Raw genomic sequence first — 26230 nt, 5'->3', positions numbered from 1 at the left:
CCATCATCGGTCCTTCTGTCCAAAGGTTGCGCTGTGGGTCGCGCTGTTGAAGCCGCCCGCGCTGGTCCGGCGGGCAGCGGCCGAGACACCTTCCGCGAACGCCGACAGCCGGGACCGGACGGCGTCCGGGTCGACCGCGTTGCTGCGGGTGGTTTGCGGCTCCGGGTCGGTCACTCCAGGTGCGAGCTGCGCTCCTGGGCGGCGGCGGGGCAGGCCGTCCTCGGTGGAGCCCGGGCCGCCGAGGGGGCTGGACGGGCCCCCCGGCCGTGGCGGCCAGGCACCCGGGGAAGGCTGTGGCGGGACGGACGGGACGGGTGGCCTGGGGGTGTCGCCACCGCTGCTGAGATAGGGGCGGAACCATGGTGCGGGCGCCCCGGACGGAGCCGGCTGGTGTTGCTGCGGTACGCGGGGCCGCCCCAGCGGCGCACCGACCGTCGAGGGCACGACGACCGGCGGCGGCCCGGGGCGGGGCGAGGCGGAGACGGGCACGCCCGAGATCGGCGCCGCCGACACCGGCGCAGGGGACACCGGCGCAGGGGACACCGGCGCAGGGGACACCGGCGCGGACGCAGCGGACGAAACGGACGCGACGACGGCCGGCGCGGAGAAGACCGGCGAGACCGGCGGAAACGGCGGAAGTGCCGCAAGCGGGGGAGCCGACGGAACGGCGGCGGGGGGCGCGGACACGGCAGCGGCAGGGGCTGAGGAAGCGGCGGCCGGTGTCAGCGCCGGCATCCGCTCCAGGGCCCGGTGCGGCAGCGCCACGTAGGCGACGGTGCCGCTGCCGGTGGCGTGCAGCTCCACCCGGATCCGGTGCCGGGCGGCCAGGTGCGACACCACGTGCAGCCCCATCGTGCCGGCCGCCGCGCTGCTCAGCGTCGTCGGCGTCGCCAGCCGCGAGTTGATCTCCGCGAGCCGGCGCGGCGCGATGCCGATCCCGCTGTCGTGGACGCGGATGATGGCGCCGTCGACCGTGGGCCGGGCGTCGACCCGGACCTGCTGCGTCGGCGGCGAGAACGTCGTGGCGTTTTCGAGCAGTTCCGCCAGGAGGTGGACGAGGTCACCCACGACCGGCCCGGTGATCGCCAGGTCGGTGGGCTGGATTTCGACCCGCTGGAAGTCCTCGATCTCCGACGCGGCGGCCGTGATGACCGCGCCGATGCCGACCGCCTGGGTCGCCGGGCGGCCCGGCTCGCCGCCGGAGAGGACCAGCAGGTTCTCGCCGTTGCGGCGCAGGCGGGCCGCGATGTGGTCGAGGGCGAAGAGGCGGGCGAGCACGTCAGGGTCGGTCTCGTCGCGCTCGAACTCGTCGAGGAGCCGCAGCTGCCGGGTGATGAGGGTGCGGATGCGCCGGGCCAGCACCTCGGCCATCCGTGACACGTCGACGCGCAGCTCGGCCTGCTCGCCGGCGAGGCGCAGCGCGGTGCGGTGGACGGTGGCGAACGCGTCGGCGACCTGGCCGATCTCGTCGTTGGTGGCGGCGATGCTCCGGGTGGCGGCGGCGGCCGAGGTGCCGGTCGGCATCGGTGCGCCGGCCGCGACGGAGTGAATCACGTCGGGCAGCTCCTGCCGGGCGACCGTCAGGGCCGCGGCACGCAGCCGCCGGAGGCGCCGGGCCGTCCGTACGGCCAGGGTGATCGCGATCGCGAGGGCGGCGAGACCGATCACGGCGGTGCCGATGAGGGTCGCCCACGCGCGCCGCTGGGCGGTGACGGCGATCTGCTCGGCGCGCCCGTCGAGCCGGTCCGACAGGTCGAGGCTGACGATGTTGAGCCGGCGGATGACGCCGGACTGCGCCACGAACCACGTGTCGGCGTCGACCTTCAGCCCGGCCGGGTCCTTTTCGGCGTTGCGGGCGGCGGCGCTGAGCTTGTCGGCCTTGTCGACGTCGAGGCCGCGGATCTCCTGGTCGTACACGGTGCGCCCGGCGCTGGTCGCGGCCCGCTGGAACTCGGCGGCCCGCTGGTCGCGCGCGCCCCGCAGCTCCGACATGGCGCCCAGGTCGCCGGGCTCGACGGCGCCGCGGGAGAACACCGCGCGCAGCAGGTCCCGCTCGAGGGCGGCGTAGTGCTCGACGGCCGCGACGGCGGCGACGGCCCGGGCGGCGTTGGCGAGCTCGATGTCGGCGATCTGCGCCGGCACGGCGTCCGCGATCGCCAGCAGGGCCTCGGCGAGCGGCCGGTACACGGGGTCGGTCATCAGCGTGATCGCGGGGTTCGTGTCGGCGGCCTCGCGGGTGGCGCCGAGCCGGCTGTAGATCTCGTTGACGGCCCGGACGGACCGGTCGAGGTCGGGCACGGCCTTGACCGCCGCGCGACTGTCGGCGAGGTAACGGGCCGCGGCCTGGTCGGTCCGCCCACGCTGGGCGACGACGAGGGACATTCCGGCCTTGCCGCCCCGTTGCCGCAGTGCCGCGGTCTCGGCGACCTCGCGCTCCAGCTCGTGCACGAAGCTGACCGCGCTGGTCGCGGTGGATGCCAATGTACGAGCTCGCGCCGCGTCCCCGGCGGCGGACGTGGCGGTGGCGGCCTGGGCGGTGCTGAGGACGGCGAGCCCGATCATCGCGACGACGATGGGGGCGAGCAGCTGCGTGCGGACCGACCGCAACCGGCTGGGCCGGGTCGCGCCGCCGCGCCGATGCCCGGCGACCGAGGTGTCAGGCGCGCCCGATCGGCGCTGCCGACCGCCGCCGCCGATCGCGCGGGGCGAGTCGGTGCCGGTCGCTCGGGAGGGGCTGCTGCCTGCCAACCGTCATCCCCTACCGGTGGCGGGGGAGCAAGCTGTAGCCGGAAAGCTCGTTAAGGAACACGAAAGGGCACGCTACTGGAAAGGTGCTTCCCCGATAAGCCTTCATTCGCCGAACGGCGGCCGTCACAAGCCAAACGGCCCGCCGTTCGCGACTACGCGTGACGGCGCCGTCGCAGTACGAGGAAGGCGACCGCTCCAGCGATCACGACGACGACGCCGAGACCGATCCATCCGGTCGACCGGCGGCTGGTCCCGGTGGTCGCTGCGGGGCTCGGGCTAGAGGTTGCCCTGACGCTCGGCGCCGGCTCCCCCGGCGTGCCGGTGGCGGCGGTCGCGGACGGCGCGATGGACCGGCCGGTCGGTTCGCGGAGCGTCGGCAGGTCGCTCAGCGCCGGCAGGGTCGACGGCGGCGCGCCCGGCTCGATGACCGCGGGCGGCCCGGGCAGCGGCGGCCCGGGCGGCGGCGACGGCTTGCCGGTCGCCCCGGCCAGCAGCGCGACCAGCAGCAGCCCGGCGGCGGTGAACGCCCGATGATGCCTCACACCGGACAAAACGGCACCGACCGCCCGGGCTTGAGGCTTTTCGGTGATCCGGTAGACCCGCGCGAGGTCTACCGGATCATGGAAACGGTCAGGCGGGCCGGACGAAGACCGAGACGGTCCGGCCGGGGACGGCGAACGTGCCGTGGGCGCTGTCGAACGTGGCCTGGCGGGCGAGCGGGTCCGCTGAGGCGGCCTGCACCGGGTGGAGCACGAACCGCCCACCCGCGTAGGCGCCGACCGTCTGCGTCGCGGCGGCCGGGCCGGCGTTGAAGACCACCACGATCGTCTGGAACCGCTGGTCGAGGCCGCGGGCGTCCAGCGTCATCGTGATCACGCCGGGCGTCGCGGACGCGCCGGACAGCGGGAACGCCATCCGCTGCTGGACCTGCGCCGCGGTGCCCAGCGAGAACGCCGGCGAGCTCGCCCGGATCGTCAGCAGTTCCTGGAAGCGGGCGGCGGCGAGGTCGACGGCGGCGCAGTCGGGGACGAGCGCCGGGTTCGCCAGCAGCGGCTGGGCGTAGGTCCACTTGTCCTGGTTGTCGGCGGCGGGTGGCAGGCCCGCGCCGAAGCCGTTGCCGGCCGCGCAGTCCCAGCGGATCTGGTTGAACCAGTCGCCGGAGTTGAACGAGTTGCGGTCCAGGGACTTGGAGCGCAGCCGGTCGGAGCCGGTGGTGACGAACCCGGTCCCCTGGCCGAGGACGGTCGTGGACAGGGCGAGCACCTGCAGCCTCGCCCGCTGCTCGGCGGTCGTGCCGGTCGGCAGCTTGTAGGCGAGGGCGTCGTAGAGGATCTCGTTGTCGTGGGCGTCGACGTACGTGACCCCCTCGGCGGGCAGGCGCGTGTAGCCGGCGGGTGAGCCGTTGTAGTCGACCTGCGCGCCGGTGACCCGGTGGCCGGTGGAGTCGACGAACTCGTAGGCGGCGAGGTTGCCGGTGAGCCCGACCTGGATCAGGTCCTGGTAGTGCAGGAGCCTGGCCCGCTGCTCGGCCGTGGTGCCGTTGGCCGGGTCGCCGTTGGGCGCGGTGTACAGGCCGGACGCGAACCCCTGGATGCGCGGGTCGCCGTCGAACGGGCCGCCGCCGCGGACCGCGTCGCGGAGCCGGTCGTTGAAGGTGCCGATGCCGGTGCCGGCCATGTTGGCCTGGGTCGCCTGGACGAAGCGGGCGTTGTCGGCGACCTCGCCGAAGTTCCAGCCCTCGCCGTAGATGAGGATCTTCTTGCCGTCGACGCCGTCCTTGCCGAGGGTCAGCTGGTCCAGCGCGGCGCGCACGGCGAGGATGTTGGCCTTCGGGTGGTGGCCCATGAGGTCGAAGCGGAAGCCGTCGACCTTGTACTGCTTGGCCCACAGCACGACCGAGTCGACGACGAGCTTGCCCATCATCGCGTTCTCCGGCGCCGTGTTGGCGCAGCAGGTGGAGTTGGCGACGGTGCCGTCGTCGAGCAGCCGGTGGTAGTAGCCGGGCACGATCTGGTCGAGGACCGAGTGCGGGTCGGCGCCGGCGGCGGTGGTGTGGTTGTAGACGACGTCGACGACGACCCGCAGGCCGGCACCGTTGAGCCCGGCGACCATCTGGCGGAACTGGCTGATCCGCGGGGTGCCCTGCGGGTCGGTCGCGTAGGAGCCTTCGGGCGTGGAGTAGTGGAACGGGTCGTAGCCCCAGTTGTAGCCGTCCTGCTCCGCGATCTGGGCGACGCACGCCTGCTGCTGGCTGGAGTCCGGCGGCAGCGTGGTCAGGTCGCACGGCGGCTGCTGCTGGTCGGCCCGCCGCTCGGGGATCGTGGAGATGTCGAAGACCGGCAGCAGGTGCACGTAGGACGTGCCGGCCTTGGCGAGGTCCCGCAGGTGTGTCATGCCGGCCGACTGGGCCTGGGCGAAGGCGAGGTACGTGCCGCGCTGCTGTGCCGGCACGGTGGTGTCGGCGACGGAGAAGTCGCGGACGTGCAGCTCCTGGATCTGCGGCCGGGCCGGCACCGGCGGCTTCTTGACCGCGGACCAGCCGGGCGGCTGCAGGGCGGCGTCGGACAGGTCGACGATCTGGCTGTGGGTGGAGTCGGCGGCGAGCGACACCGAGTAGGGGTCGGTCACCGACGCCGTCGTCACGCCCCGGACCGCGGGCTGCCAGGCGGTGACCCGGAACCGGTAGTAGCGGCCCTTCCAGCCGCGGTCGCCGGTCGCCGTCCAGACGCCGGTGTGCTCGTCGCGCTTCATCGTCGCCAGAACCGGCTGCGCTGACGGGTCGTCGAAGAGCTCCAGCGCGACGTTCTGCGCGGTCGGCGCCCACACGCTGACCGAGACGCGCCCGCCCTCGAAGTGCGGGCCGAGCTTCGCGCCGACGGCGCCGACGTAGAGGTCGTCGAGCGCCCCGGCGACCTGCACGGCGCTGGCCTCGGTGACGGCGCCGGCGGCGTCGCGCTCGACGACGACGACCTGCCCGCGCAGCGCGGTGGCCACGGCGGCGCGGTCGCCGGTGACGTGGAACGCCTGGTACGCCCACAGGTGTGGGAACTTCGCCCGCTGCGGCTCGGACAGGCCGCCGGTGGCGCGCATCGGCAGGGCCTTCGCGACGCCGACGACCTGCCCGTCGACCACCGACAGGCCGCCGTTGGGCGCGGACAGCAGCTCGTAGGAGTGCCCGTCGGTGGGCCCGGACCGCCACGCGATGGTGTCGTGGTCGACCCACACCGCCTTCGCCTTGGTCAGGTCCGTGTCGGGGGTGCCCTGCGGCGGGATCGGCAGCAGGTAGCGCTCCTGCCCGGACAGGATCCAGACCTCGTGCCCGACGGTGACGAGGTCGAGCGCCTGGTCGGCGGGCAGGTCCTTGGTGTCGCCGTTGTGCAGGATGTAGTTGAGCGTCGTGGCGTTGTCCGCCAGCGGCACCCGGAACCGCGCGCCGAACGCGTCGCTGCCCTCCGGGAGCAGCGGGGCGCCCCAGTCGGTGGGGGTCGCCGCGCCGGTCCAGACGTGCAGCCCCCAGCCGGTGTAGTCGCCGGCCGGGCGGCGGTAGTGCAGCACGGCGGTGTGCTCGGCGGCGGCGCGGGTCGGGTGGACGGTCGCCTCGCCGGAGCGCACCCAGGCCTCGCCCTGCCGGCTCGGCAGGACGGACTGGTCGACGCCGGGGTCCTTCACGTCGCCCTTGTGGACGATGAAGTTGACCGGCTTGCCCGGGTCGGTCACCGGCACGTGCCAGAAGGCGCCGTAGCTGTCGGTGCCGTCGGGCGGGCGCGGCGCGGACCAGTCGGTGCCGGTGCCTGGCGCGAGGCCGTCGCCCCACAGGTGCAGGCCCCAGCCGGTGTAGTCGCCGTCGGGCCGCCCGTAGTGCACGGCGACGGTGCCGGTGGCCGCGGCCTGTGAGGTGTAGATGGTCGCGTCTCCTTGCTTGAGCCAGATCTCCGGCGTCTTCGTCGGGTCGAGCGAGCGGTCGACGGCGACGTCCTTCACCCCGCTCGAGTCGACCACGAGGAAGCCGACGTTCGCCGCCCCCGGCTTCAGCTTGACCCATGCGAAGCGCCCGAACGAGTCCTCACCGGCGAACGGGGCGCCGGCCGGCCACGTCATCGGCGACTCGATGTCGCCCCACGCGTAGAGGCTCCACGGCTCATAACCGCCGGTCGGGCGCTGGTAGTGCACGACCGCGTAGTCGGGCGCGGCGGCGCTCGGCGGCGTGCCGACCTTCGCGGTGATTCTCGTCTCTGCGGTGCGGCCGGAGCCGTCGCGCACGACCGCCTTGTACTCCAGCGCCGTGCCGGCGGGCAGCCCGTCGAGGTCGTGGGTGACGCTGTACGGCGCGGCGTGGTCGGTGCCGAGCAGCTTCCACGGGCCGTTGCCGACCTTCGCGGCGAACGTGACCGTGGCGAGGGGGTCGCCGGTGACCTCCGCCTTGACCTCGGCCTGGAACTGGGCACCGCCGGGGACGGGCTGCCCGGCGGCGGGCGCGACCAGCGTGACGGTGGGCCTCGCGGCCGGCTTCGCGATCGCGCCGCGGGCCTTGAACACCACGGTGCTCAGCGGCGGCACGTCCAGCTGCAGCCGGCCGTCCCCGGCGGAGGCGGCGATCGCGCCCGTGGACGGGTAGATCCGGTCGAAGGTGGTGCTCGCCATGGCCGTCGGGACGGTGACGGTCTGCGTGGAGGTGGCGTTGTTGGTGGCGACCAGGTACTCGACGCGCTGCTGGGGGTCGATCCGGGAGAACGCGAACACGCCCGCGCCCTGCGCCGCGTACCGGGTCACCTGCACGCCCTGCTTGAGCGCCGGGTGCGCCTGCCGCAGCTGGGCCAGGCCGGCGATCGTGCGGTAGACCGGGTGGCTCTCGTCGTAGTGCGCGACCGCGTGGGTGGTGTCGGTGCCGAGCAGGTCGTCGTCGAGGTAGTCGGGGGTGACGCTCGGGAACATGTCCTGCCGGGCGTCCTTGTCGCCGCCGGCGCCGGTGAAGCCCTGCTCGTCGCCGGAGTAGACGACCGGCTGCCCGCGGGTGAGGAACATCAGCTCGTGGGCGAGCTGGTCGCGGCGCAGGTGCGTGGCGGGGTCGGTGCCGCCGCCGGCGACGAACATGCCGATGCGGCCCATGTCGTGGTTGCCCAGGAACGTCGGCAGGGTGCCCGCGGTGGTGCCCGCCGAGGTGTACAGGTCGTCCTGCGCATACACGCCGGCGAGCCCGGCCGCGGAGCCGCCGCGGGCCACGTAGTCGGTCGCGGCCTGCTGGAACGGGAAGTCCAGGGTCGCTGGCAGCCGCCCCTTGCGCACGTAGGTCGAGTCGAACCGCGGGTCGGCGTCGTACACCTCGCCGAACATGAAGAAGTCCCGCTTGGCGACCTTGTCGACGCCCTCGACGAACTGCGGCCAGAACTCCATGTTGACGTGCTTGGTGGTGTCGATCCGGTAGCCGTCGATCCCGGTGTCCTTGACCCAGTCGGCGTAGATCTTCGTCATCCCGCGGACGACCTCCGGGCGCTCGGTCCACAGGTCGTCGAGGCCGAAGAAGTCGCCGTATTCGCTGTTCTCGCCGCTGAACGTGGAGTCGCCGCGGTTGTGGTACATGAGCGGGTCGTTGAGCCACGCCGGCTTCTTGGCGGTCTTGTCCGCCTCGCTGCCGAAGACCGGGGTGTACGGGAAGGACTGCGCGTTGACCGGCGGGAAGCCGCGCCGCCCGTCGGCGAAGGCGCGGTCGTCGAACCTGTTGCCGGAGGCGTCCTTGTACGGGTAGTCCGTCTTGCTCCGGTAGGAGTACTGGTCCTGCGCGTACCGGATGACGTCGGCGGTGTGGTTGGTGATGACGTCGAGGTAGACCTTGATGCCCCGGCGGTGCGCGAGGTCGACGAGCCGCTGCAGGTCGGCCTTCGTGCCGAAGTGGGGGTCGATCTGGGTGAAGTCGGTGGTCCAGTAGCCGTGGTAGCCGGCCGAGACGTCGGCGCCGCTGCCCTGCACCGGCCGGTTCTTCAACACGGGGGCGAGCCAGATCGCGGTGGTGCCGAGGTGCTCGATGTAGTCGAGCCGGTCGATGACGCCCTTGAGGTCGCCGCCGTGGTAGAAGCCCTTGTCGGTGGGGTCGTAGCCCGAGCTCAGCCGGCCGCCGGACAGGCCGCCGGTGTTGTTGGACGGGTCGCCGTCGGCGAACCGGTCGGGCAGCACGAAGTAGAACTGTTCGGCGTGCTGCTGGGTGCCGCCGGCGAGGAGGCTGGCGATCGACGGCTCGTTCTCCCACTGGGGCACGCCGCCGGCGTAGCCGCTCGGTGTCCCCGCCTGCTCGGGCAGCGTCGGCACGCTGCCCTGCACCGCGGCCAGCGCGGCCACGGCGAAGGCCGCGGCGGCGATGGTTTGCGTGAGTTTCAGGCGCTTCATGACGGGGCCCCCATCTCGCGGCAGGCCGTGAACGTATCGACACACAATGATCGACACAAGGCGCAGTGCCCCGCCAGGGGTACTTCAGGGTTTACCTGAGGGCGTTACTTGAGGGAGGCCGTGATCGCTTCGCTGATCTTGCGCAGCTGCTCGACCTGCTCCTCGGTGAGGGCGTCGAACAGGTGCTTGCGCACCGTCTCCACGTGACCGGGCGCGGCCGCCTCGATGGCGGCGAAGCCGACGTCGGTCAGGTCGGCGAACTGCCCGCGCTTGTCGTCGTCGCAGTCGCGCCGGCGGACCCAGCCGCGGGCCTCGAGCTTGGTGACGGCGTGGCTGAGCCGGCTGCGCGAGGACCTGGTGAGGTCGGCGAGCTCACTCATCCGCCGGGTGCGCCCCGGCGACTCCGACAGCACGACGAGGATCTCGTAGTAGGCGTGCGGCATGCCCGCGTCGTGCTGCAGCTCACGGTCGAGCCGGTCGATCAGCTGCGTCGCGGCGGAGTAGAAAGCACGCCAGGCGAGTTGTTCCTCGGCGTCGAGCCAGCGGGTCGGTGCGCTCACATCGCTCCCTCCAGGACTGCGTGCCTGCTCGAAAAGTCTTACTGATCATGCTGGAGAGTGCCAGCTTTTCCGGACGGGGGCGCCTTGAACACCTACGATGGCCTGGTCAACGACTATCTCCACGCGGTCGAGCAGGCGCTGCAGAACGTGCCCGCCGGCCGCCGCGCCGAACTGCTCGCCGACCTCAGCGACCACATCGCCGGCAAGCTCGCCGAGACCCGGCACGCCGAGCCGCACCCCGGGTCGGGCGGCCGTCCCCACGCGCCCGAGGACGAGGTCCGCTCGATCCTGGACCTGCTCGGCGACCCGGCGGACGTCGCGGCCGAGCTGGAGGCCGCCGAGCTCCCACCCGCCCGCATCGACATCAACCCGGGCCGCAAGCTCGGCGCCCTCATCTGGGTCCTCATCACCGTGGCCATGGTGTCCCTGCTCTGCATCGGCGTCGTCCTCGCCGGCGTCTTCCTCCTCTACACCGGCCGCCACTGACCCGGGCACTGACCAACGCCTGTCGAGGAGTGTCGATCTGGCCAGCGTCGATACAGGCGGTGCCGATCCAGACCGTGCCGATCGGGCAGGCCGGTCCACGCCGGAACTGAAGACGGCACACCGCCGGGTGTTGATCGGCGCGTGCGCGAGGCACAGAGCGCCGCCCCGGGTGCGGGGATCGGTGGAAGTCGGCCGGTGCGGGCGTCGTGAACCGGGCCGTGCAGCAGCGCCTGCCAGGCGGTGGACGGTCGCGGGGTCCGGCGAGACCCCGCGACCGCGGCTTGTCACCGACGCCGCCGGGCGGGACGCGCATTGCTGCGCGATCCGCCCGGCAGACCACCCGTCTGCGCCCTCCCCCTTGCTCCCCCAAGGCGAGGCAGACGTGCCGTCGGCTTCTGCTGGAACTGTCGGTGCGCGGCCACGCACCTGCTGCTCCAGACACCCCCCGTTGAAGCCTCTGGCTGGCGGGTCCAGATCAGCGTATCTAGACGTCTAGGTTCGCGCAATTGTTGATTCGAGGAAAAGTGGTCTAGATTTGCCGGGTGCGTGGCCGGCTTCTCCCAGTCGCCGATGGCTGGTATGAGTGGCGTCAGGAGCCGCCCCTGGCGCAGAGCGTCCGGGTGCGGGTCGGCGTCGCTGACGGTGGTCGGCTGGTGCTGACGGGGTTGCACATCGACGGCTCGCCGAGTGCGGACCTGCTCCGGGCGATCCCCGTCGGGCGGATCGAGGCCGCCGCCAACGCGCAGCTCGCGGTCGTCCACGAGTCGATCGACACGCCGCCGGTGCTCAATCCACGGGCGCGACCGGTCGCGCCGCCCGTCGCCGGTGACACGGGTTGGGAGATGGTCGAGCCGGCGCTGGCGGTCGCCCGTACGTCGCCCGCCGCGGCGAACCCGTCACGGGGACGGCCGGACGTCTTCTACCGCGAGGTCGCCGACGTCTACCTCGACTTCGCGCAGGACTCGCCCCGGCCCGCCTGCGACCTGGCCGATCGGCACGGGGTGCCGGTCAGCACCGCGCACCGCTGGGTCAAGGAGGCCCGCCGCCGCGGCTTCCTGCCCCCGGGGCGCCCCGGCAAGTCCGGGTGACCGGGTGACCGCGCGGTCATTCGATAGGGTGACAGGCGTGTCGATCGACGACGCCGTGCGCATCCGGGTGCACCACCTGCTCACCGACTACCTCGGCGGACAGGCGGTGCCCGCCGACCTGAGCGCCACCCCGGCCGCGATCCGCAGCGGCACCGCCGTGGTCTACCTGCGCCTGGTCGCCAACGATCCGCCGTTCGTGCGGGTCTTCTCGCCGCTGCTGCGCCGGCTGGAGTGCTCGCCGCGGCTGCTGACGGAGCTCAACGAGCTCAACGGCCGGCTCAACTTCGTCCGGCTGTTCTGGCGCGACGACTCGGTCATCGCGTCCTACGAGCTGATGGCCGAGACGCTCGACGCGACCGAGCTGAGCAACGCCTGCGACTGGGTGGCCGACGCCGCCGACTACTACGACGTCCGGCTGCACGACCAGTTCGGCGGCGAGCTGGCGTTCGCCCCGCCGCCCACGTCCCAGCACCCGGCCGACACGCCCCACGGAAAAATGTCGTAGCCCCACGGCAAGATGGGGGCATGAGCAAGCTCCTCGTCTCCACCGTCGGCGGCAGACCCCTCGACGCGCCCGGCGACGCCCGCTTCCGGTCCGTCGACCCGGCCCACCTCGACCAGGTCGTCGCCGAGGTCGCCCTCGCCGACGCCGACACGTTCGTCGCCGCCTGCCGCTCCGCCCGCCGCGCGCAGCGGGACTGGGCCGATGTGCCGGCCCCGGTCCGCGGCCGGGTGATCGCCAACCTCGGCCGGCTCGTCGAGGCCAACTTCGAGGCCCTCGCCGCGCTCGTGACGCGGGAGGTCGGCAAGACGACCGCCGAGGCCCGCGGCGAGGTCCAGGAGATCGTCGACACCTGCGACTTCTTCCTCGGCGAGGGCCGCCGCCTCTACGGGCAGACGGTGCCGAGCGAGATGCCCGACAAGCAGCTGTTCACGTTCCGCGTGCCGGTCGGGGTCGCCGCGATCATCACGGCCGGCAACTTCCCGGTCGCGGTCCCCAGCTGGTATCTGGTGCCGGCCCTGCTGTGCGGCAACGCCGTCGTGTGGAAGCCGGCCGAGTACTCCGCCGCCTGCGCCGACGCGTTCGCCCAGCTCATCCGGCGCGCGGGGGTGCCCGACGGGGTCTTCGACGTGGTGTTCGCCGACGGGGCGACCACGTTCGAGGGCCTGGACCGGGCGCTGGAGGCGGGGCTGGTCGACAAGGTCGGGTTCACCGGCTCGTCGGAGGTCGGCGCGCGGATCGGCGAGCTCGCCGGCCGGCACCTGCAGAGCGCCTGCCTGGAGCTCGGCGGCAAGAACCCGATGGTCGTCACCGAGGACGCCGACCTGGATCTCGCGGTGCACGGCGCGCTCTTCGCCGGGTTCGGCACGGCGGGCCAGCGCTGCACGTCGCTCGGCACGCTGATCGTGCAGGAGAGCGTCCTCGAGCCCTTCACCGCGAGGCTGGAGGAGGCGATCGCCGGCGCGCGCATCGGCGACCCCTCCGACCCGTCGGTGCTCTACGGCCCGCTGATGACCGACCGCTTCGCCGCGCGCTTCGAGGAGTTCCTCGGCTGGATCGAGGACCACCACCGGCCGGCGGGCCCGACCGGCAGGATCAGCGCCGCCAACCCGCGCGAGGGCTTCGTCGGCGACCCGGAGCAGGGCCTGTTCTACCATCCGGCGCTGGTCCACGGTGTACGGCCGGAAGACAAGATCTTCCAGCAGGAGACCTTCGGTCCGCTGGTCGGTGTGACGTCCTACGGCACGCTGGACGAGGCGGTCGAGCTGGCCGACGCGCCCGGCTACGGGCTGTCCGCCGCGATCTACACCACCGACCCGCGCAAGGCGTTCACGTTCCGCCGCCGCACCCGCGCCGGGATGGTCAGCGTCAACAACTCCACCTCTGGCGCGGAGGCGCACCTGCCCTTCGGCGGCAACGGCAGGTCCGGCAACGGCAGCCGCCAGTCGGGCGTCTGGGTGCTAGACCAGTTCACCCGCTGGCAGTCGATGAACTGGGACTACTCCGGCCGGCTCCAGCGCGCCCAGATGGACACGCTGGAGATCACCCCGGACCTGGACTTCCGCCTGGGCTGACGGTCCCGCCGTAGCAGAGCCGTCACGCCGTAGCAGGCCGCCGCTACGCCGCGGCCACCGCGACCGGCGCGGGCGTCACGACCCCGCGCCGGGTGCGCAACAGCAGCAGCGACAGGCCGGCGGCGGCGATCGACAGCCCGCCCGCGACGTACCAGGCCAGGTCGTAGTTGCCGAGCCGGTCGCGCAGCAGGCCGGTGCCCGTCGCTGCGATCGCCGCGCCGAACTGGTGCGACGCGAAGACCCAGCCGAACACCACCGGGCCGGACGCGCCGAAGTACTCGCGGCACAGCGCGACCGTCGGCGGGACCGTCGCCACCCAGTCGAGGCCGTAGAAGAGGATGAAGACGACCATGCTCGGCCGCACCGTGGCGGCGAACAGCGCCGGGAGCACCAGCAGCGACGCGCCGCGCAGGGCGTAGTACCAGCCGAGCAGGACACGGCTGTCCATCCGGTCGGTGAGCCAGCCGGACGCGATCGTGCCGACGATGTCGAACAGGCCGACCAGCGCCAGCAGCGACGCCGCGACCGGCTCGGTCATGCCGTGGTCGTGCGCGGCGGGGATGAAGTGGGTGCCGATCAGCCCGTTGGTGGTGGCGCCGCAGATCGCGAACCCGCCCGCGAGCAGCCAGAACGCGGGCACCCGGGCGGCACCGCGCAACGCGCCGAGGGCCCGCCGCGCCGCGCCGCCCGTCGCCGGCGGTACCGGCGCCGCATCGGCATCGGTGGCGCCATAGGCGGTCACGCCCAGGTCCGCCGGGTGGTCGCGCAGCCGCCAGAGGACGAGGGGCACCACGACCAGCGCCGCGCCGGCCACCGTCAGCGCGGCGGCGCGCCACCCGTGGCTGTCGACCAGGAGCGCGAGCAGCGGCAGGAACACCAGCTGGCCTGCCGCGCCGCCGGCGGTGAGCACGCCGGTGACCAGGCCGCGCCGCTTGACGAACCAGCGGCCGGTGACCGTCGCGACGAACGCGAGCGCCATCGAGCCGGTGCCGAGGCCGACGAGCACGCCCCACAGCGCGATGAGCTCCCAGCTGTGCCGCATGAAGACCGTCAGCCCGCTGCCGGCGGAAACGAGCAGCAGCGCGTACGCCACGACCCGCCGGATCCCGAAGCGCTCCATGAGCGCGGCGGCGAAGGGCGCGGTGAGGCCGAACAGGAGCAGGTTGATCGACACCGCGAGGGAGATGGTCCCCAGCGACCAGCCGAACTCCTCGTGCAGCGGATGCAGCATGACGCCGGGGGTGGCCCGGAAGCCCGCCGCGCCGACCAGCGCGACGAACGCGACCGCGGCGACCAGCCAGGCAGGGTGGAGTCGTTTCACGGTCATCATCCTTCTGGCTCCGGTACGCGCGGACGAGTGGCCCGGAAGCCATAGTGCGCAAGAATTGGGCCATGGGCAGGCATCTGGTGGCCGTCATCGCGCTCGACGGGGTCGTGGCGTTCGACCTTGGCACCCCGTCGCAGATCTTCGGCGCCGCCCGCGGGGACGACGGCCACCGCAAGTACAAGATCCAGGTCTGCACGCCGGGCGGGCTGCCGGTGCGCAGCGCGGCCGGCTTCCAGGTGCTGCCCGAGCACGGGCTGGAGATCACCGAGCGGGCCGACACCGTCGTCGTGGCCGGAATCCACCGCGGCGGGCCGGTCGAGGACGCCACCCTCGACCCGTCCGTCGCGGCGGCGCTGCTCGCGGCGCACGCCCGCGGGGCCCGGGTCATGTCGATCTGCACCGGGGCGTTCGTGCTCGCCGCCGCCGGCCTGCTCGACGACCGTCCGGCGACCACGCACTGGGGGTGGGCCGACCAGTTCCGGGCGCTGTACCCGCAGGTCAAGCTCGACCCGGACGTGCTGTTCATCGACGATGGCGACGTGCTCACCTCCGCCGGGGTCGGCGCCGGGGTCGACCTGTGCCTGCACGTGGTGCGCACCGACTTCGGCAGCGAGGTCGCCAACCGGGCGGCGCGGCGCAGCGTGGTGCCGCCGTGGCGGGAGGGCGGGCAGGCGCAGTACATCGAGCGGCCCCTGCCGCGGCTCACCGACACCACGACCGCACCCACCCGCGAGTGGGCGTTGCGGCGACTCGCCGAGCCGCTGACGCTGCAGGACATGGCCTCGTACGCCACGATGAGTGTGCGCACGTTCACCCGGCGTTTCCGCGAGGAGACCGGGGTGAGCCCGGCCCGGTGGTTGCTGCAGCAGCGGGTCGACCACGCCCGCGGGCTGCTGGAGAGCACCGACCTGGCGGTGGAGCAGATCGCCCGCCGGTCGGGGCTCGGCACGGCCGCGTCGCTGCGCCAGCACCTGCAGACCACGATCGGCGTCGCTCCGAGCGCGTACCGCCGCACGTTCCGGGTTGTGCCCGACGCCCAGGGGCGGTAGGCAGGAGGAGCGATCGCCGTCGATCCTCCGGGAGGCACCATGCGTAGACTGCTGTTGATCCCCCTTCTCCTCGTGCCCCTGGTGGGCGGACCCGCGGCACCCACCCTCGCCTCGTCCACCGGCCCCACCGCGACCGGGTACGGCGGCGCGGTGACCTCGGTCGACCCGACGGCCACCGCGGTCGGGCTGGACGTGCTGCGCCGCGGCGGCAACGCGGTCGACGCCGCCGTCGCGGTCGCGGCGACCCTCGGCGTGACCGAGCCGTTCTCCGCGGGCATCGGCGGCGGCGGGTTCTTCGTGTACTACGACGCCCGCAGCGGCAAGGTGTCCACTCTCGACGGCCGCGAGACCGCGCCGCAGTCGATGACGTCCACGGCGTTCGTCGACCCGGCGACCGGCCAGCCGTACGCCTTTCAGGAGGCACGGGTCAGCGGCATCTCCGCCGGCGTCCCCGGCACCCTGGCCACGTGGGACACCGCGCTGCGCCGGTGGGGCAAGCGGTCCCTCGCCACCAACCTGCGCCCCGCCAGCGAGGTCGCGCGCCGCGGCTTCACCGTCGACCAGACGTTCGCGACCCAGGTCAGCGACAACAAGTCGGCGTTCGCGCAGTTCACGCCGACGGCGGCGCTGTTCCTGCCGGGCGGGCAGCCGCCGGCGGTCGGCAGCACGTTGCGCAACCCCGACCTCGCCGCGACCTACGACCTGGTCGCGCGCCGCGGCATCGACGCGTTCTACGGCGGTGAGGTGGGCCGCGACATCGTGACGGCCGTCCAGCACCCGCCGGTCGCGGCGAACCCGTCGGTGCCGTGGCAGTACCAGATCCGCCCCGGTGGCATGACCCTCGCCGACCTGCGCGCCTACGAGGTCCGCCGCCCCGAGCCGACGCACATGGTGTACCGCGGCTACGACGTCTACGGCATGGCCACCCCGTCCTCGGGCGGCTCCACCGTCGGCGAGGCCCTGAACATCCTGGAGCGCTCCGACCTGGGCCGGCTCGACGGCACCCAGGCCCTGCACCGCTACCTGGAGGCCAGCGCGCTCGCCTTCGCCGACCGCAACCGCTACGTCGGTGACTACACCCCGCGCCCGCTGCTCGAGTCGCTGCTGACCAACGACTTCGCGGCGTCCCGCGCCTGCCGGATCGACCCGCTGCACGCCGCCACGAAGCCGGTGCCGCCCGGTGTACCGGGTGCCTCCTGCGCGACCACGGCGGGTGGAGCGACGGCGGACTTCGGCAAGTCGACGACCAACCTGACCGTCGCCGACAAGTGGGGCAACGTCGTGGAGTACACGCTCACGATCGAGCAGATCGGCGGCAACGGCATCGTCGTCCCCGGCCGCGGCTTCCTGCTCAACAACGAGCTGACCGACTTCAACTTCACCAACACCCAGGCGCCGGCCGACGACCCGAACCTCCCCGCCCCCGGCAAGCGCCCGCGCAGCTCGATGGCCCCGACGATCGTCCTGCAGCACGGCCGCCCGTTCCTGGCCCTCGGCTCCCCCGGCGGCTCGACCATCATCACCACCGTCCTGCAGATCCTGATCAACCGGATCGACCTGGGCATGACGCTCCCGCAGGCCCTGGCCGCGCCCCGCGCCACCCAGCGCAACACCGCGGCCGTGGTCGCCGAGCCCGCCTTCATCTCGGGCCCCGGCGTGGCGCTCGGCACCCTCGGCCACACGTTCACCCCCATGGCCGAGATCGGCGCCGCGACGGCGATCGAGTTCCTCCCCCGCGGCAAGCTCCTCGCCTGCGCGGAACCCGTCCGCCGGGGCACCGGCTCCGCCGGCACCGTCCACTGAGCCCGCGACGGCGGCGCCGCCCTCCTACAGGGCGGCCCCGCCGTGGGATCGTTGTTCTCCGTGAGTGTCGGGGTCGAGGAGGAGTTGCGGCGGCTGGCGCCGCAGGTGCTCGGGGTGCTGGTCCGGCGGCACGGGCAGTTCGACGCCTGCGAGGACGCCGTGCAGGAGGCGTTGCTGGCGGCGGCGCTGCAGTGGCCCCGCGAGGGGGTGCCCGAGCAGCCGCGCGGGTGGCTGATCACGGTCGCCTCGCGGCGGCTGACCGATCAGTTCCGCAGCGAGGACGCGCGGCGCAGGCGTGAGTTGTCCATCGCCGTTTCACATGAAACATCGGACCCGCCTGACATTTCCGACAAAGATGACACGTTGCTGCTGCTGTTCCTGTGCTGCCACCCGTCGCTGACGAGCGCGTCGCAGCTGGCGCTGACGCTGCGGGCCGTGGGCGGGCTGACGACCGCGCAGATCGCGCACGCGCTGTTCGTGCCGGAGGCGACGCTCGCGCAGCGCATCAGCCGGGCCAAGCAGAAGATCCGGGCCGCGGGTGCGGGGTTCAGCATGCCGCCGCCCGCCGAACGCGCGGGCCGCCTCCAGGTCGTGCTGCAGGTGCTCTACCTGATCTTCAACGAGGGGTACACCGCCAGCTCCGGCGACGACCTGCACCGGCCCGAGCTGACCACCGAGGCGATCCGCCTGACGCGGGAGGTGCACCGGCTCCTGCCAGACGACGGCGAGGTGGCCGGGCTGCTCGCGCTGATGCTGCTCACCGACGCCCGCCGGCCGGCGCGCGCCCTGCCGGACGGCACGCTGGTGCCGCTCGCCGAGCAGGACCGCGCGCTGTGGCACCGGCCCGCGGTCGCCGAAGGCGTCGAGCTGATCACGCGGACGCTGCCGAAGGGGCCGCCCGGCCCGTACCAGCTGCAGGCCGCGATCGCCGCGATCCACGACGAGGCCGGATCGGCGGCGGACACCGACTGGCCGCAGATCCTCGCCCTGTACCAGCTGCTGGAGCGGGTCGCGCCGAACCCGATGGTGACGCTCAACCGGGCCGTGGCGGTGGCGATGGTGCAGGGGCCGGGTGCGGGCCTGCGCCTGCTGGAGTCGCTCGACACCGACGAGCGCCTCGCGAGGCATCACCGGCTCGCCGCGGTCCGCGCGCACCTGCAGGAGATGTCCGGCGACGCGGTGGCGGCGCGCTCGTCGTACGAGCTGGCGGCCCGCCGCACGACGAGCCTCCCCGAGCGGCGCTACCTGCTGTCGAAGGCCGCCACGCTGTCAAACGGGTAGCGGCCGGGCCTTGTCGGTGGCGAGCTTGACCGCGATCAAGCCGAGCAGCGTGCCCGTCACGTACCGCTGCAGCCGCAGCCACACGGGACGCTTGGCCAGGAAGACCGCGATGCCGCCGGCGGCCAGGACGATGCCCGCGTTGACCACCATGCTCACCGCGATCTGCACCCCGCCGAGCATGAACCCCTGCGCCATCAGGTGCCCGGCGCGCGGGTCGACGAACTGCGGGATCAGCGACGCGTACATGATCGCGGCCTTGGGGTTGAGCAGGTTGGTCATCAGCCCCATCGTGAGCAGCTTGCGCGTCGAGTCCGGCGGCAGCTCGACCTGCGTGAACACCGACGTGCCGCCGGGCCGGACCGCCTGCCACGCGAGGTAGGCGAGGTAGGCGGCGCCGGCCAGCTTCACCGTCGTGTACAGCGCGGGGACCGTCGAGAACACCACCGACAGCCCGGCCGAGGCGAGCGTCAGGTAGACGAGGAACCCGGCGGCGACCCCGGCGAGCGAGATCATGCCCGCCCGGCGGCCCTGGGAGATGCTGCGGGAGACGAGGTACATCATGTTGGGCCCCGGCGTGAGCACCATCCCCAACGCCACCAGCGCGACCCCTGCCGCCGCCCCCACCGTGATCATGTTCCTCACGGTGTCAGGCCCGGGCGGTGCGGGTCGAGAGCCAATCGGCGGTCAGAGGCTCTTCACCCAGCGCCGCCACTCCTCCTGCGGCGCGTAGCCGGCCGCCGCCCACACCTGGTGCGCGAGGGTGTTGTCCTCCAGGACCATCGCGTCGACCCGCCAGGCGCCGAACCCGCGGAAGCGCTCCTCCGCCGCGGCCAGCAGCCGCGCCCCGATCCCCTGCCGGCGCCGTTCGGGGTGCACCGCGAAGCGGTACAGGTGACATCGCCACCCGTCGAAGCCCGCGATGAGCGACCCGACGATCTCGCCGCCCGCCACCGCCAGCAGCAGCGCCGACGGGTCCCGCGAGAGCAGCGCCTCGACGGCTGCGGTGTCGTCACCGCCGCGGTTCGTGCCCTCCGCCGCGATCTTCCAGAAGGCCAGCACCGCTGGGACGTCCTCGGCGGCGGCGCTACGCAGTTCGATGTCCACGCCGCCGACCGTACTGGCTGAGGGTCGCCGGCCGGCGGTCGTTTCTCACGCGGAGCCGGCGGCCGGCTGGCGGTCGCTCTCAGGCGGAGCCGGCGGCCGGCTGGCGGTCGCTCTCAGGCGGAGCCGGCGGCCGGCTGGCGGTCGCTCTCAGGCGGAGCCGGCGGCCGGCTGGCGGTCGTTGAGGATGCGCTGGAACAGCAGCGAGTCCCGCCAGGCGCCGTCGAGGAACAGGTAGTCGCGGGCCGCGCCGATCCGCTCGAAGCCGTTCCTGGCCAGGACCCGCTGCGACGCGAGGTTGTCCACGTTGGTGCTGGCCTCGATGCGGTGCAGGCCGAGGTGCTCGTCGGCGAGGCGGCAGGCCGCGGCGACCGCCGCCGAGGTGAGCCCCTTGCCCTGTTCGGCCGCGTCGATCCAGTAGCCGAGGCTGGTGCTGCGGAACGGGCCGCGCACGATGCCGCTGAGCGTCACGCAGCCGAGGATCCGGCCGTCGCGGACGATCGCGCAGCCGAGGGCCTCACCGGCCAGGTTGCGCCCGACCTGCGTCTCGAGCCGGTCCCGCTGACCGTCGAGCGTCCAGAAGGAGTCGGGCTGCATCGGCGTCGCGCGCCGGAGATGCTCGCGGTTTCGCTCCTGTACGTCCAGCAGGGCCGCGGCGTCCGCCAGCTCGAGCGGGCGCAGCGTCGCGCCGCCGGGCAGCGGAACCGGCGCCGGGAGCGGCACAGCATCGACCATTGCGCCACCCTACAGCGCCTTCGTTCTGAGAATTTTTGTCAGAACACGTTTGGGTTTGTTGATTCAGGCGCTGGGACAGCCTTGACGTGATTGGTGGTTCTGTTCAATATTTACCGAACATGTGGGAACCGCCACGCCGCCCGCGCCCGCCAGCGCGTCACCGTCGGAGCCGCCACCGATGTTCACCGCAGCCAAACGCCTTGCCGCCCTGACCGCCGCCGCCCTGCTCGGCAGCGCGCTCGCGCCCGTCGCGGCCGCCGCCGCGATCCCCGACTACACGACCGCCGAGTCGGGCAACCCGATCGTCGACGGGTGGTACGCCGACCCTGACGTCGCGGTCTACAACAACACGTTCTGGGTGTACCCGACGACGTCGAAGTCGTACGGGGAGCAGACCTACCTCGACGCGTTCTCCTCCACCGACCTGGTCAACTGGACCAGGCACCCCAACGTGCTCACCAAGGCCAACGTGTCGTGGGCCACGCAGGCGATGTGGGCGCCCGCCCCGATCCAGCGCAACGGCAGGTACTACCTGTACTTCGGCGCCAACGACATCCAGAACAACTCACAGCTCGGCGGGATCGGCGTCGCCGTGGCCGACAACCCGGCCGGGCCCTACCGGGACGCGATCGGCCGGCCGCTGATCGGGCAGTTCTACAACGGCGCGCAGCCGATCGACCAGGACGTGTTCATCGACGACGACGGCCAGGCGTACATCTACTACGGCGGCTGGGGCCACGCGAACGTCGCCAAGCTCAACGCCGACATGACCAGCCTCGGCACGTTCAGCGACGGCAGCACGTTCAAGGAGATCACGCCGTCGGGGTACACCGAGGGCCCACAGATGTTCAAGCGCAACGGCAAGTACTACCTGATGTGGTCCGAGGGCGGCTGGACCGGCCCGGACTACTCGGTGTCCTACGCGATCGCGAACTCGCCGACCGGCCCGTTCACCAAGCTGGACAGGGTCCTCACCCAGGACGCCGCCGTCGCCCGCGGGTCCGGGCACAACTCGGTGATCAACGTGCCGGGCACCGACACCTGGTACATCCTCTACCACCGCCGGCCGCTGAGCGAGACCGACGGCAACCACCGGCAGCTCGCCTACGACCGGATGACGTTCAACGCCGACGGCACCATCCAGCGGGTCACCATGCGGGTGAAGGACAACTTCGCCGACGGCAACGCGCTGGGCTGGAAGACGTTCGGCGGCGCGTTCTCGGTCTCCGGCGGCAGGTATCAGGCCGGCAGCTCGCTCGGCGGCAAGGCGCAGCTGGACACCAACTTCGGCGACTTCTCCTACGACGCCGACGTGACCGTCACGTCCGGCGGCGGCGACGCGGGCCTGACCTTCCGGGTCAGCAACGCGGCCACCGGCGCCGACAGCTACAACGGCTACTACGCCGGCATCAGCCCCGCCGGACGGGTCGTGCTCGGCCGCGCCGCCAACAACTGGACCCAGCTGGGCACCGCGAACCTGACCGTCACCGCCGGCACCAGCTACCACCTGCGGGTCACCGCGATCGGGTCGTCGATCAAGGTGTACGTGGACGACATGACCAACCCGCGGATCAGCGTCACGGACGGCACGTTCGCGTCCGGCAGCGACGGGGTGCGGGTGTACAACGCGGCCGCGGCGTTCGACAACGTGGTGGTCGGGGCGCCGGTCGGCGCCGGGGTCAACGTCGCGCAGGGCCGGCCCGCGAGCGGCAGCACGCCGTGCGCGGCGTCGGAGGGCCCGGAGAAGGCCGTCAACGGCAGCGTCAGCGGCGGCAACTCCGACAAGTTCTGCTCGTCGGGCGCCGGCGCGTGGCTACAGGTCGACCTGGGCGCCACGCGTTCGCTGAGCCGCTTCGAGCTGGCGCACGCGCAGGCCGGCGGCGAGGCCGCGAGCATGAACACGAAGGCGTTCACGATCTCGGTGTCCAACGACGGCACCACCTGGACGCAGGTCGTGAACGTCACCGCCAACACCGCGGCGAACACCAGCCACCCCGTCAGCGGCGTCTCCGGCCGGTACGTGCGGCTCAACGTCGTGACGCCCACCCAGACGACCGAGGTCGCCACCCGGATCTACGAGCTGCGGGTCTTCTGAGCTTCCCGGGCGTCCATCGACGTCTAAGCTTCCCGGGTGTTCATCGACGTCGAAGACGGTTATCTCCACGCGCAGATCCGCGGCGAAGGCCCGGACGTGGTCCTGCTCAACGCCGGCGCCGCGGATCTGCGGATGTGGGACTCGACGGTCCCGTGGCTGGCCGGGTTCGCCCGGGTCATCACCTTCGACCACCGCGACATGGGCCTGTCGTCGCACGCCACGAGGCCCTACAGCGAGCTGGACGACCTCGCCGCCGTGCTCGACGCGTTCGCCGTGGATGCCGCGGTACTGGTCGGCGTGTCCGACGGGGCGCGCCGCGCGCTCGCCTTCGCCCACCGGTACCCGCAACGGGTGCGGCACGTGGTGGCGGCCGGCGGCGCGTTCGGCGACTTCCCCGACCCGAGCCCCGCGGAGTCCGCGGCGTACGCGGTCATGCGGGAGCACTTCGCCGGCATCACCGGTGAGGCCGACATCCATGCCTACGCCGCCCGCGACATCGGCGCGTGGGGCGCCGCCCTCGACGAGCCCGACCGGCGCCTGATGGTCGGGCTGCAGGTCGCGAACACCTACTGGATCCGACTGCCGGAGTCGCTCGGCACCGAGCTCGACCCGCCGGTGAAGCACCGCCTCCACGAGATCACCACGCCAGTCAGCGTGGTCGTGGGCGGCCACGACTTCGTCGCCACCCAGCTGTGGGCCGAGCGGATCGCGTCGCGGACGCCCGGGGCGACCCTCACGGTCATCCCCCGGGCGGACCACTTCCCGATGCTGTCGGCCCCCGACCCCTTCCGGCGGATCGTCGCCGCCGCGGTGGGCGGCCGCTAGCGCGACGTGCGGTCGTCGCGGTCCGGGGTGTAGTAGTAGTCGCCCTGATCGGCGTCGTCGTGCTCCGGGGTGGGTGCACCGGCGAGCTCGTGCTGGAGGGCGGTGAGGTCGGTCGGCGGGGTGAAGTACTTCAGCTCCCGGGCGATCCGCGTCTGCTTGGCCTTGGCCCGTCCACGTCCCATGTCGGCTCCCCGTTTCCCGCGCTCCGGGAGGCGGTGGCAGTGCCGCGCCCGGGCGTCGTGACAACTTGAATTCGTCCTCGTGCCCGACACGGTACATCCCCGTCGCAGGTGTCGTCTGCCGGCGATGAGACAAGAGTCCGACGACACTGCGTGTTTACGGGTGCCGCCGCGTGGTCAGGCGGCCCCGCCGTTGACGTAGATCGTCTGGCCGTTGACCCAGCGGGCGGGTCCTGCCAGGGAAGACACGACCTCGGCGATGTCTTCGGGGGTGCCGAGGCGCTCCATCGGGTTCATCTTCGCCATGCGCTCGACCGTGGCGTCGTCCTTGCCGTCGAGGAACAGGTCGGTGGCGGTCGGCCCGGGCGCGACGGCGTTGACGGTGACGTCGCGGCCGCGCAGCTCCTTGGCGAGGATCGGGCTGATCGCCTCGACGGCGGCCTTGCTCGCGGCGTACGCGGCATAGGTCGGCAGCGACAGCCGCGTGATCGACGTCGAGAAGTTGATGATCGCGCCGCCGCGGCGCACCCGGCGGGCGGCCTCCCGGCCGACGACGAACGTGCCGCGGATGTTGGTGCGGTGCACGCGGTCCAGGTCGTCGAGGTCGAGCTCGGCCAGCGGCGCCAGGACCATGATCCCGGCCGCGTTGACGACCACGTCGACGCCGCCGAGCTGCCGCTCCGCCGTGTCGAACAGGGCGGCGACGGCGCTCTCGTCGGCGACGTCCGCCTGTACCGCCAGCGCCCGCCCACCCTTGTCGGTGATCTCGGTGACGACGCTGTCCGCGGCGGCGGGCGCGTGCCCGTAGGCGACGACGACGGCCTGCCCGTCCTGCGCCAGCCGCAGCGCGACGGCCCGCCCGATCCCACGCGACCCTCCGGTGACGACGGCAACCCTGTCCATGACGACCTCCTTGTTATCGCTGCTAACAATTTCACGTTAGCATTCACTCGATAACATGCAAGTGTTAACGTTGTTACCGTGACCACTACCCGCGAAAAGATCGTCGAAGCCGCCGCGGCCCTGCTGAACGAGGGTGGCCGCGAGGCGATCTCGACGCGCGCGGTCAGCGCCGCCGCCGGCGTGCAGGCCCCGACCATCTACCGGCTCTTCGGCGACAAGCAGGGCCTGCTGGACGCCGTCGCGAGCCACGGTTTTGTGTCGTACCTGGGTGGCAAGATGGGGCTGCCGGAGACGGGGGATCCTGTGGAGGATCTGCGGAGGGGGTGGGATCTGCACGTCGCGTTCGGACTGGAGCACCCCGCCGTCTATACGCTGATCTACGGCGAGCCCCGGCCCGGCGTCGAGTCGCCCGCGGCGCGCGCCGCGGCCGAGGTGCTGGCGGGGCAGGTGAAGCGGATCGCGGCGGCCGGCCGGCTGCGGGTGAGCGAGGAGCGGGCCGCGCACCTGATCCACGCGGCGGGATGCGGCATGACGTTGACGCTGATCGCGCTGCCACCGGAGGCCCGCGACCCTGCACTGTCGGCCCTCGCCCGCGAGTCGATCATCGCGGCCGTCACAAGCGAGCGAGCGGCCGACGGCGGCGGCGGCGATGCCAGCCTGGCGGGCGCCGCCGGGGCGCTACGGGCAGCGCTGCCGGGGGTCACGGCCCTGACCGGCGCCGAGCGTGCCCTGCTCGACGAGTGGCTGACCCGCCTCGCCGACTCGGGCCACAGCGCGGACGCCCAACCTGCGGGCCACGCGGGCACCGACCCGAGGCCACATGGACGTACGTTCTAGAGCTGCACGACAGCTGACTCGACGACTGGAGGGACGCCTGACCTGAGGCCGCACGGGTGTCCGGCCTCGGACTGGGCGGCCGCGTGACCCGACGGCGTGCGAGGACCAGGGCCCACGGAGCGCAAGCCACCTGACTCGACGACCATGGGCACCTGAACCGATGCCATTCCGGCTGCTGGCCGGGGGGCGGCTAGCCGAGGGTGGCGCAGACGGCGTCGAGGACGGCGGTCTTGAGGTCGGGCTCGGGGACGTCGGTGAGCATGGCCGTGCAGTCGCTGAGGCCGCCGACCGCGACGATCGCCCGGGTCCGCTGGGCGAGGGTCGGGGCAGGGCCGAAGAGCAGGGTGGTGAGGCGACGGCCCCAGTCGGTCACCTCGGCCGCCAGGTTGAGGTCGGCGAGCACGCTCGGGTCCTGCATGACCAGCTTGGTGATGTTGCGGTGGCGGTACGTGACGTCGAAGTAGGCGCCGAGCACGGCGCGGCGGTCGGTGGTGTCGCCGGGCCAGCTGCCGGACTCGATGTCGTCGAGCAGCGCGGACACCTCGTCGACCAGGGGCTGGAACAGGCTGCGGACGAGCTCCTCGCGCGACCCGAAGTGGTAGTAGAGCGCGGGCTTGCTGATGCCGACGCGCTCCGCGATCTCGCGCAGGCTCGCCTGCGCGACGCCCTTCTCCGCGATCAGCTCGATCGCGACGGCGCGGATGCGGTCGGCGGTCTCTGTGGTCCTCACCCTTGGCACGCGTCACATCATACTTTACT

General features: G+C 72.7%; 20 protein-coding genes and 1 pseudogene. 10 read left to right on the top strand and 11 right to left on the bottom strand.

Translation table 11 applies throughout. From position 1 onward, the window contains the following. Positions 1–3: 3 nt before the first annotated feature. The 4 genes from ABD332_RS08160 to ABD332_RS08145 form a co-directional block, all read right to left on the bottom strand. Positions 4–2748: a sensor histidine kinase gene (locus ABD332_RS08160; RefSeq protein WP_344501173.1), complete on the bottom strand. Its 2745-nt coding sequence runs from the start codon at positions 2746–2748 to the stop codon at positions 4–6. A gap of 152 nt (positions 2749–2900) precedes the next feature. Further along, a complete protein-coding gene (locus ABD332_RS08155) occupies positions 2901–3290 on the bottom strand; it encodes a hypothetical protein (protein ID WP_344501172.1) in 390 nt (129 codons plus the stop codon). Positions 3291–3378: 88 nt separating this feature from the next. After that, complete coding sequence (gene pulA / locus ABD332_RS08150) at positions 3379–9126, bottom strand: pullulanase-type alpha-1,6-glucosidase (RefSeq protein ID WP_344501171.1); 5748 nt, start codon at positions 9124–9126, stop codon at positions 3379–3381. Positions 9127–9230: 104 nt separating this feature from the next. Further along, the gene (locus ABD332_RS08145) at positions 9231–9686 is read right to left on the bottom strand and encodes a MarR family winged helix-turn-helix transcriptional regulator (RefSeq protein WP_344501170.1); all 456 of its coding nucleotides are present in this window, start codon (positions 9684–9686) and stop codon (positions 9231–9233) included. Between the two features lie 84 nt (positions 9687–9770). Here ABD332_RS08145 and ABD332_RS08140 point away from each other — a divergent pair, with 84 nt between their 5' ends. From ABD332_RS08140 to ABD332_RS08125, 4 genes are all read left to right on the top strand, one after another. Further along, positions 9771–10172, top strand: coding sequence for an HAAS signaling domain-containing protein (locus tag ABD332_RS08140; RefSeq protein ID WP_344501169.1), 402 nt, complete (start codon positions 9771–9773; stop codon positions 10170–10172). A 542-nt stretch (positions 10173–10714) separates the two neighbouring features. Beyond that, on the top strand, positions 10715–11260 hold the full coding sequence (locus ABD332_RS08135; RefSeq protein ID WP_344501168.1) for a hypothetical protein: 546 nt from the start codon (positions 10715–10717) through the stop codon (positions 11258–11260). A gap of 37 nt (positions 11261–11297) precedes the next feature. After that, entirely contained in the window at positions 11298–11765 is a 468-nt protein-coding gene (locus tag ABD332_RS08130; protein ID WP_344501167.1) for a T3SS (YopN, CesT) and YbjN peptide-binding chaperone 1, read from the top strand. A gap of 20 nt (positions 11766–11785) precedes the next feature. Beyond that, the gene (locus tag ABD332_RS08125; protein ID WP_344501166.1) at positions 11786–13336 is read left to right on the top strand and encodes an aldehyde dehydrogenase family protein; all 1551 of its coding nucleotides are present in this window, start codon (positions 11786–11788) and stop codon (positions 13334–13336) included. 43 nt (positions 13337–13379) lie between these two features. Here the strand turns inward: ABD332_RS08125 and ABD332_RS08120 are convergent, their stop codons facing one another. Next, positions 13380–14663 carry an MFS transporter gene (locus ABD332_RS08120; protein WP_344501165.1) on the bottom strand — a complete coding sequence of 428 codons (1284 nt, stop codon included), beginning with the start codon at positions 14661–14663 and terminating at the stop codon, positions 13380–13382. A 65-nt stretch (positions 14664–14728) separates the two neighbouring features. Between ABD332_RS08120 and ABD332_RS08115 the strand changes: the two genes are divergently transcribed. Genes ABD332_RS08115 through ABD332_RS08105 form a run of 3 tightly spaced genes read left to right on the top strand, consistent with a single transcriptional unit; the run spans position 14729 to position 18796 of the window. Continuing rightward, complete coding sequence (locus ABD332_RS08115; RefSeq protein WP_344501164.1) at positions 14729–15712, top strand: GlxA family transcriptional regulator; 984 nt, start codon at positions 14729–14731, stop codon at positions 15710–15712. Positions 15713–15751: 39 nt separating this feature from the next. Further along, positions 15752–17515 (top strand): gamma-glutamyltransferase, encoded by a 1764-nt coding sequence (ggt, locus tag ABD332_RS08110; RefSeq protein ID WP_344501163.1) that lies wholly within the window; start codon positions 15752–15754, stop codon positions 17513–17515. 60 nt (positions 17516–17575) lie between these two features. Beyond that, positions 17576–18796: an RNA polymerase sigma factor gene (locus tag ABD332_RS08105; protein WP_344501162.1), complete on the top strand. Its 1221-nt coding sequence runs from the start codon at positions 17576–17578 to the stop codon at positions 18794–18796. Here the strand turns inward: ABD332_RS08105 and ABD332_RS08100 are convergent. The 3 genes from ABD332_RS08100 to ABD332_RS08090 all read right to left on the bottom strand — a co-directional run bounded on the left by ABD332_RS08100 (position 18785) and on the right by ABD332_RS08090 (position 20632). Further along, positions 18785–19429: a LysE family translocator gene (locus ABD332_RS08100; RefSeq protein ID WP_344501161.1), complete on the bottom strand. Its 645-nt coding sequence runs from the start codon at positions 19427–19429 to the stop codon at positions 18785–18787. The genes ABD332_RS08105 and ABD332_RS08100 overlap by 12 nt on opposite strands. Before the next feature lie 51 nt (positions 19430–19480). Continuing rightward, positions 19481–19900 carry a GNAT family N-acetyltransferase gene (locus ABD332_RS08095; protein WP_486303838.1) on the bottom strand — a complete coding sequence of 140 codons (420 nt, stop codon included), beginning with the start codon at positions 19898–19900 and terminating at the stop codon, positions 19481–19483. 147 nt (positions 19901–20047) lie between these two features. Continuing rightward, a complete protein-coding gene (locus tag ABD332_RS08090) occupies positions 20048–20632 on the bottom strand; it encodes a GNAT family N-acetyltransferase (RefSeq protein ID WP_344501160.1) in 585 nt (194 codons plus the stop codon). A 304-nt stretch (positions 20633–20936) separates the two neighbouring features. On the opposite strand from ABD332_RS08090, the pseudogene ABD332_RS08085 reads away from it, so the two are divergent. Both ABD332_RS08085 and ABD332_RS08080 read left to right on the top strand, forming a co-directional pair. After that, positions 20937–22727 (top strand): annotated as a pseudogene (locus tag ABD332_RS08085) (family 43 glycosylhydrolase); the annotation flags it as partial. A gap of 36 nt (positions 22728–22763) precedes the next feature. After that, positions 22764–23552: an alpha/beta fold hydrolase gene (locus tag ABD332_RS08080; protein ID WP_344501159.1), complete on the top strand. Its 789-nt coding sequence runs from the start codon at positions 22764–22766 to the stop codon at positions 23550–23552. Here the strand turns inward: ABD332_RS08080 and ABD332_RS08075 are convergent. Next, positions 23549–23734: a DUF3073 domain-containing protein gene (locus tag ABD332_RS08075; RefSeq protein WP_344501158.1), complete on the bottom strand. Its 186-nt coding sequence runs from the start codon at positions 23732–23734 to the stop codon at positions 23549–23551. The genes ABD332_RS08080 and ABD332_RS08075 overlap by 4 nt on opposite strands. A 174-nt stretch (positions 23735–23908) precedes the next feature. Next, the gene (locus tag ABD332_RS08070) at positions 23909–24634 is read right to left on the bottom strand and encodes an SDR family oxidoreductase (RefSeq protein ID WP_344501157.1); all 726 of its coding nucleotides are present in this window, start codon (positions 24632–24634) and stop codon (positions 23909–23911) included. A gap of 78 nt (positions 24635–24712) precedes the next feature. Here ABD332_RS08070 and ABD332_RS08065 point away from each other — a divergent pair, with 78 nt between their 5' ends. Then, the gene (locus ABD332_RS08065) at positions 24713–25471 is read left to right on the top strand and encodes a TetR/AcrR family transcriptional regulator (protein WP_344501156.1); all 759 of its coding nucleotides are present in this window, start codon (positions 24713–24715) and stop codon (positions 25469–25471) included. Between the two features lie 190 nt (positions 25472–25661). Here the strand turns inward: ABD332_RS08065 and ABD332_RS08060 are convergent, their stop codons facing one another. Then, positions 25662–26210 carry a TetR/AcrR family transcriptional regulator gene (locus tag ABD332_RS08060; protein ID WP_344501155.1) on the bottom strand — a complete coding sequence of 183 codons (549 nt, stop codon included), beginning with the start codon at positions 26208–26210 and terminating at the stop codon, positions 25662–25664. Positions 26211–26230 lie beyond the last annotated feature (20 nt).

The sequence above is a fragment of the Dactylosporangium maewongense genome (genome assembly GCF_039531485.1).
Lineage (GTDB): Bacteria > Actinomycetota > Actinomycetes > Mycobacteriales > Micromonosporaceae > Dactylosporangium > Dactylosporangium maewongense.
This window is presented reverse-complemented; position numbering and strand designations above follow the sequence as displayed.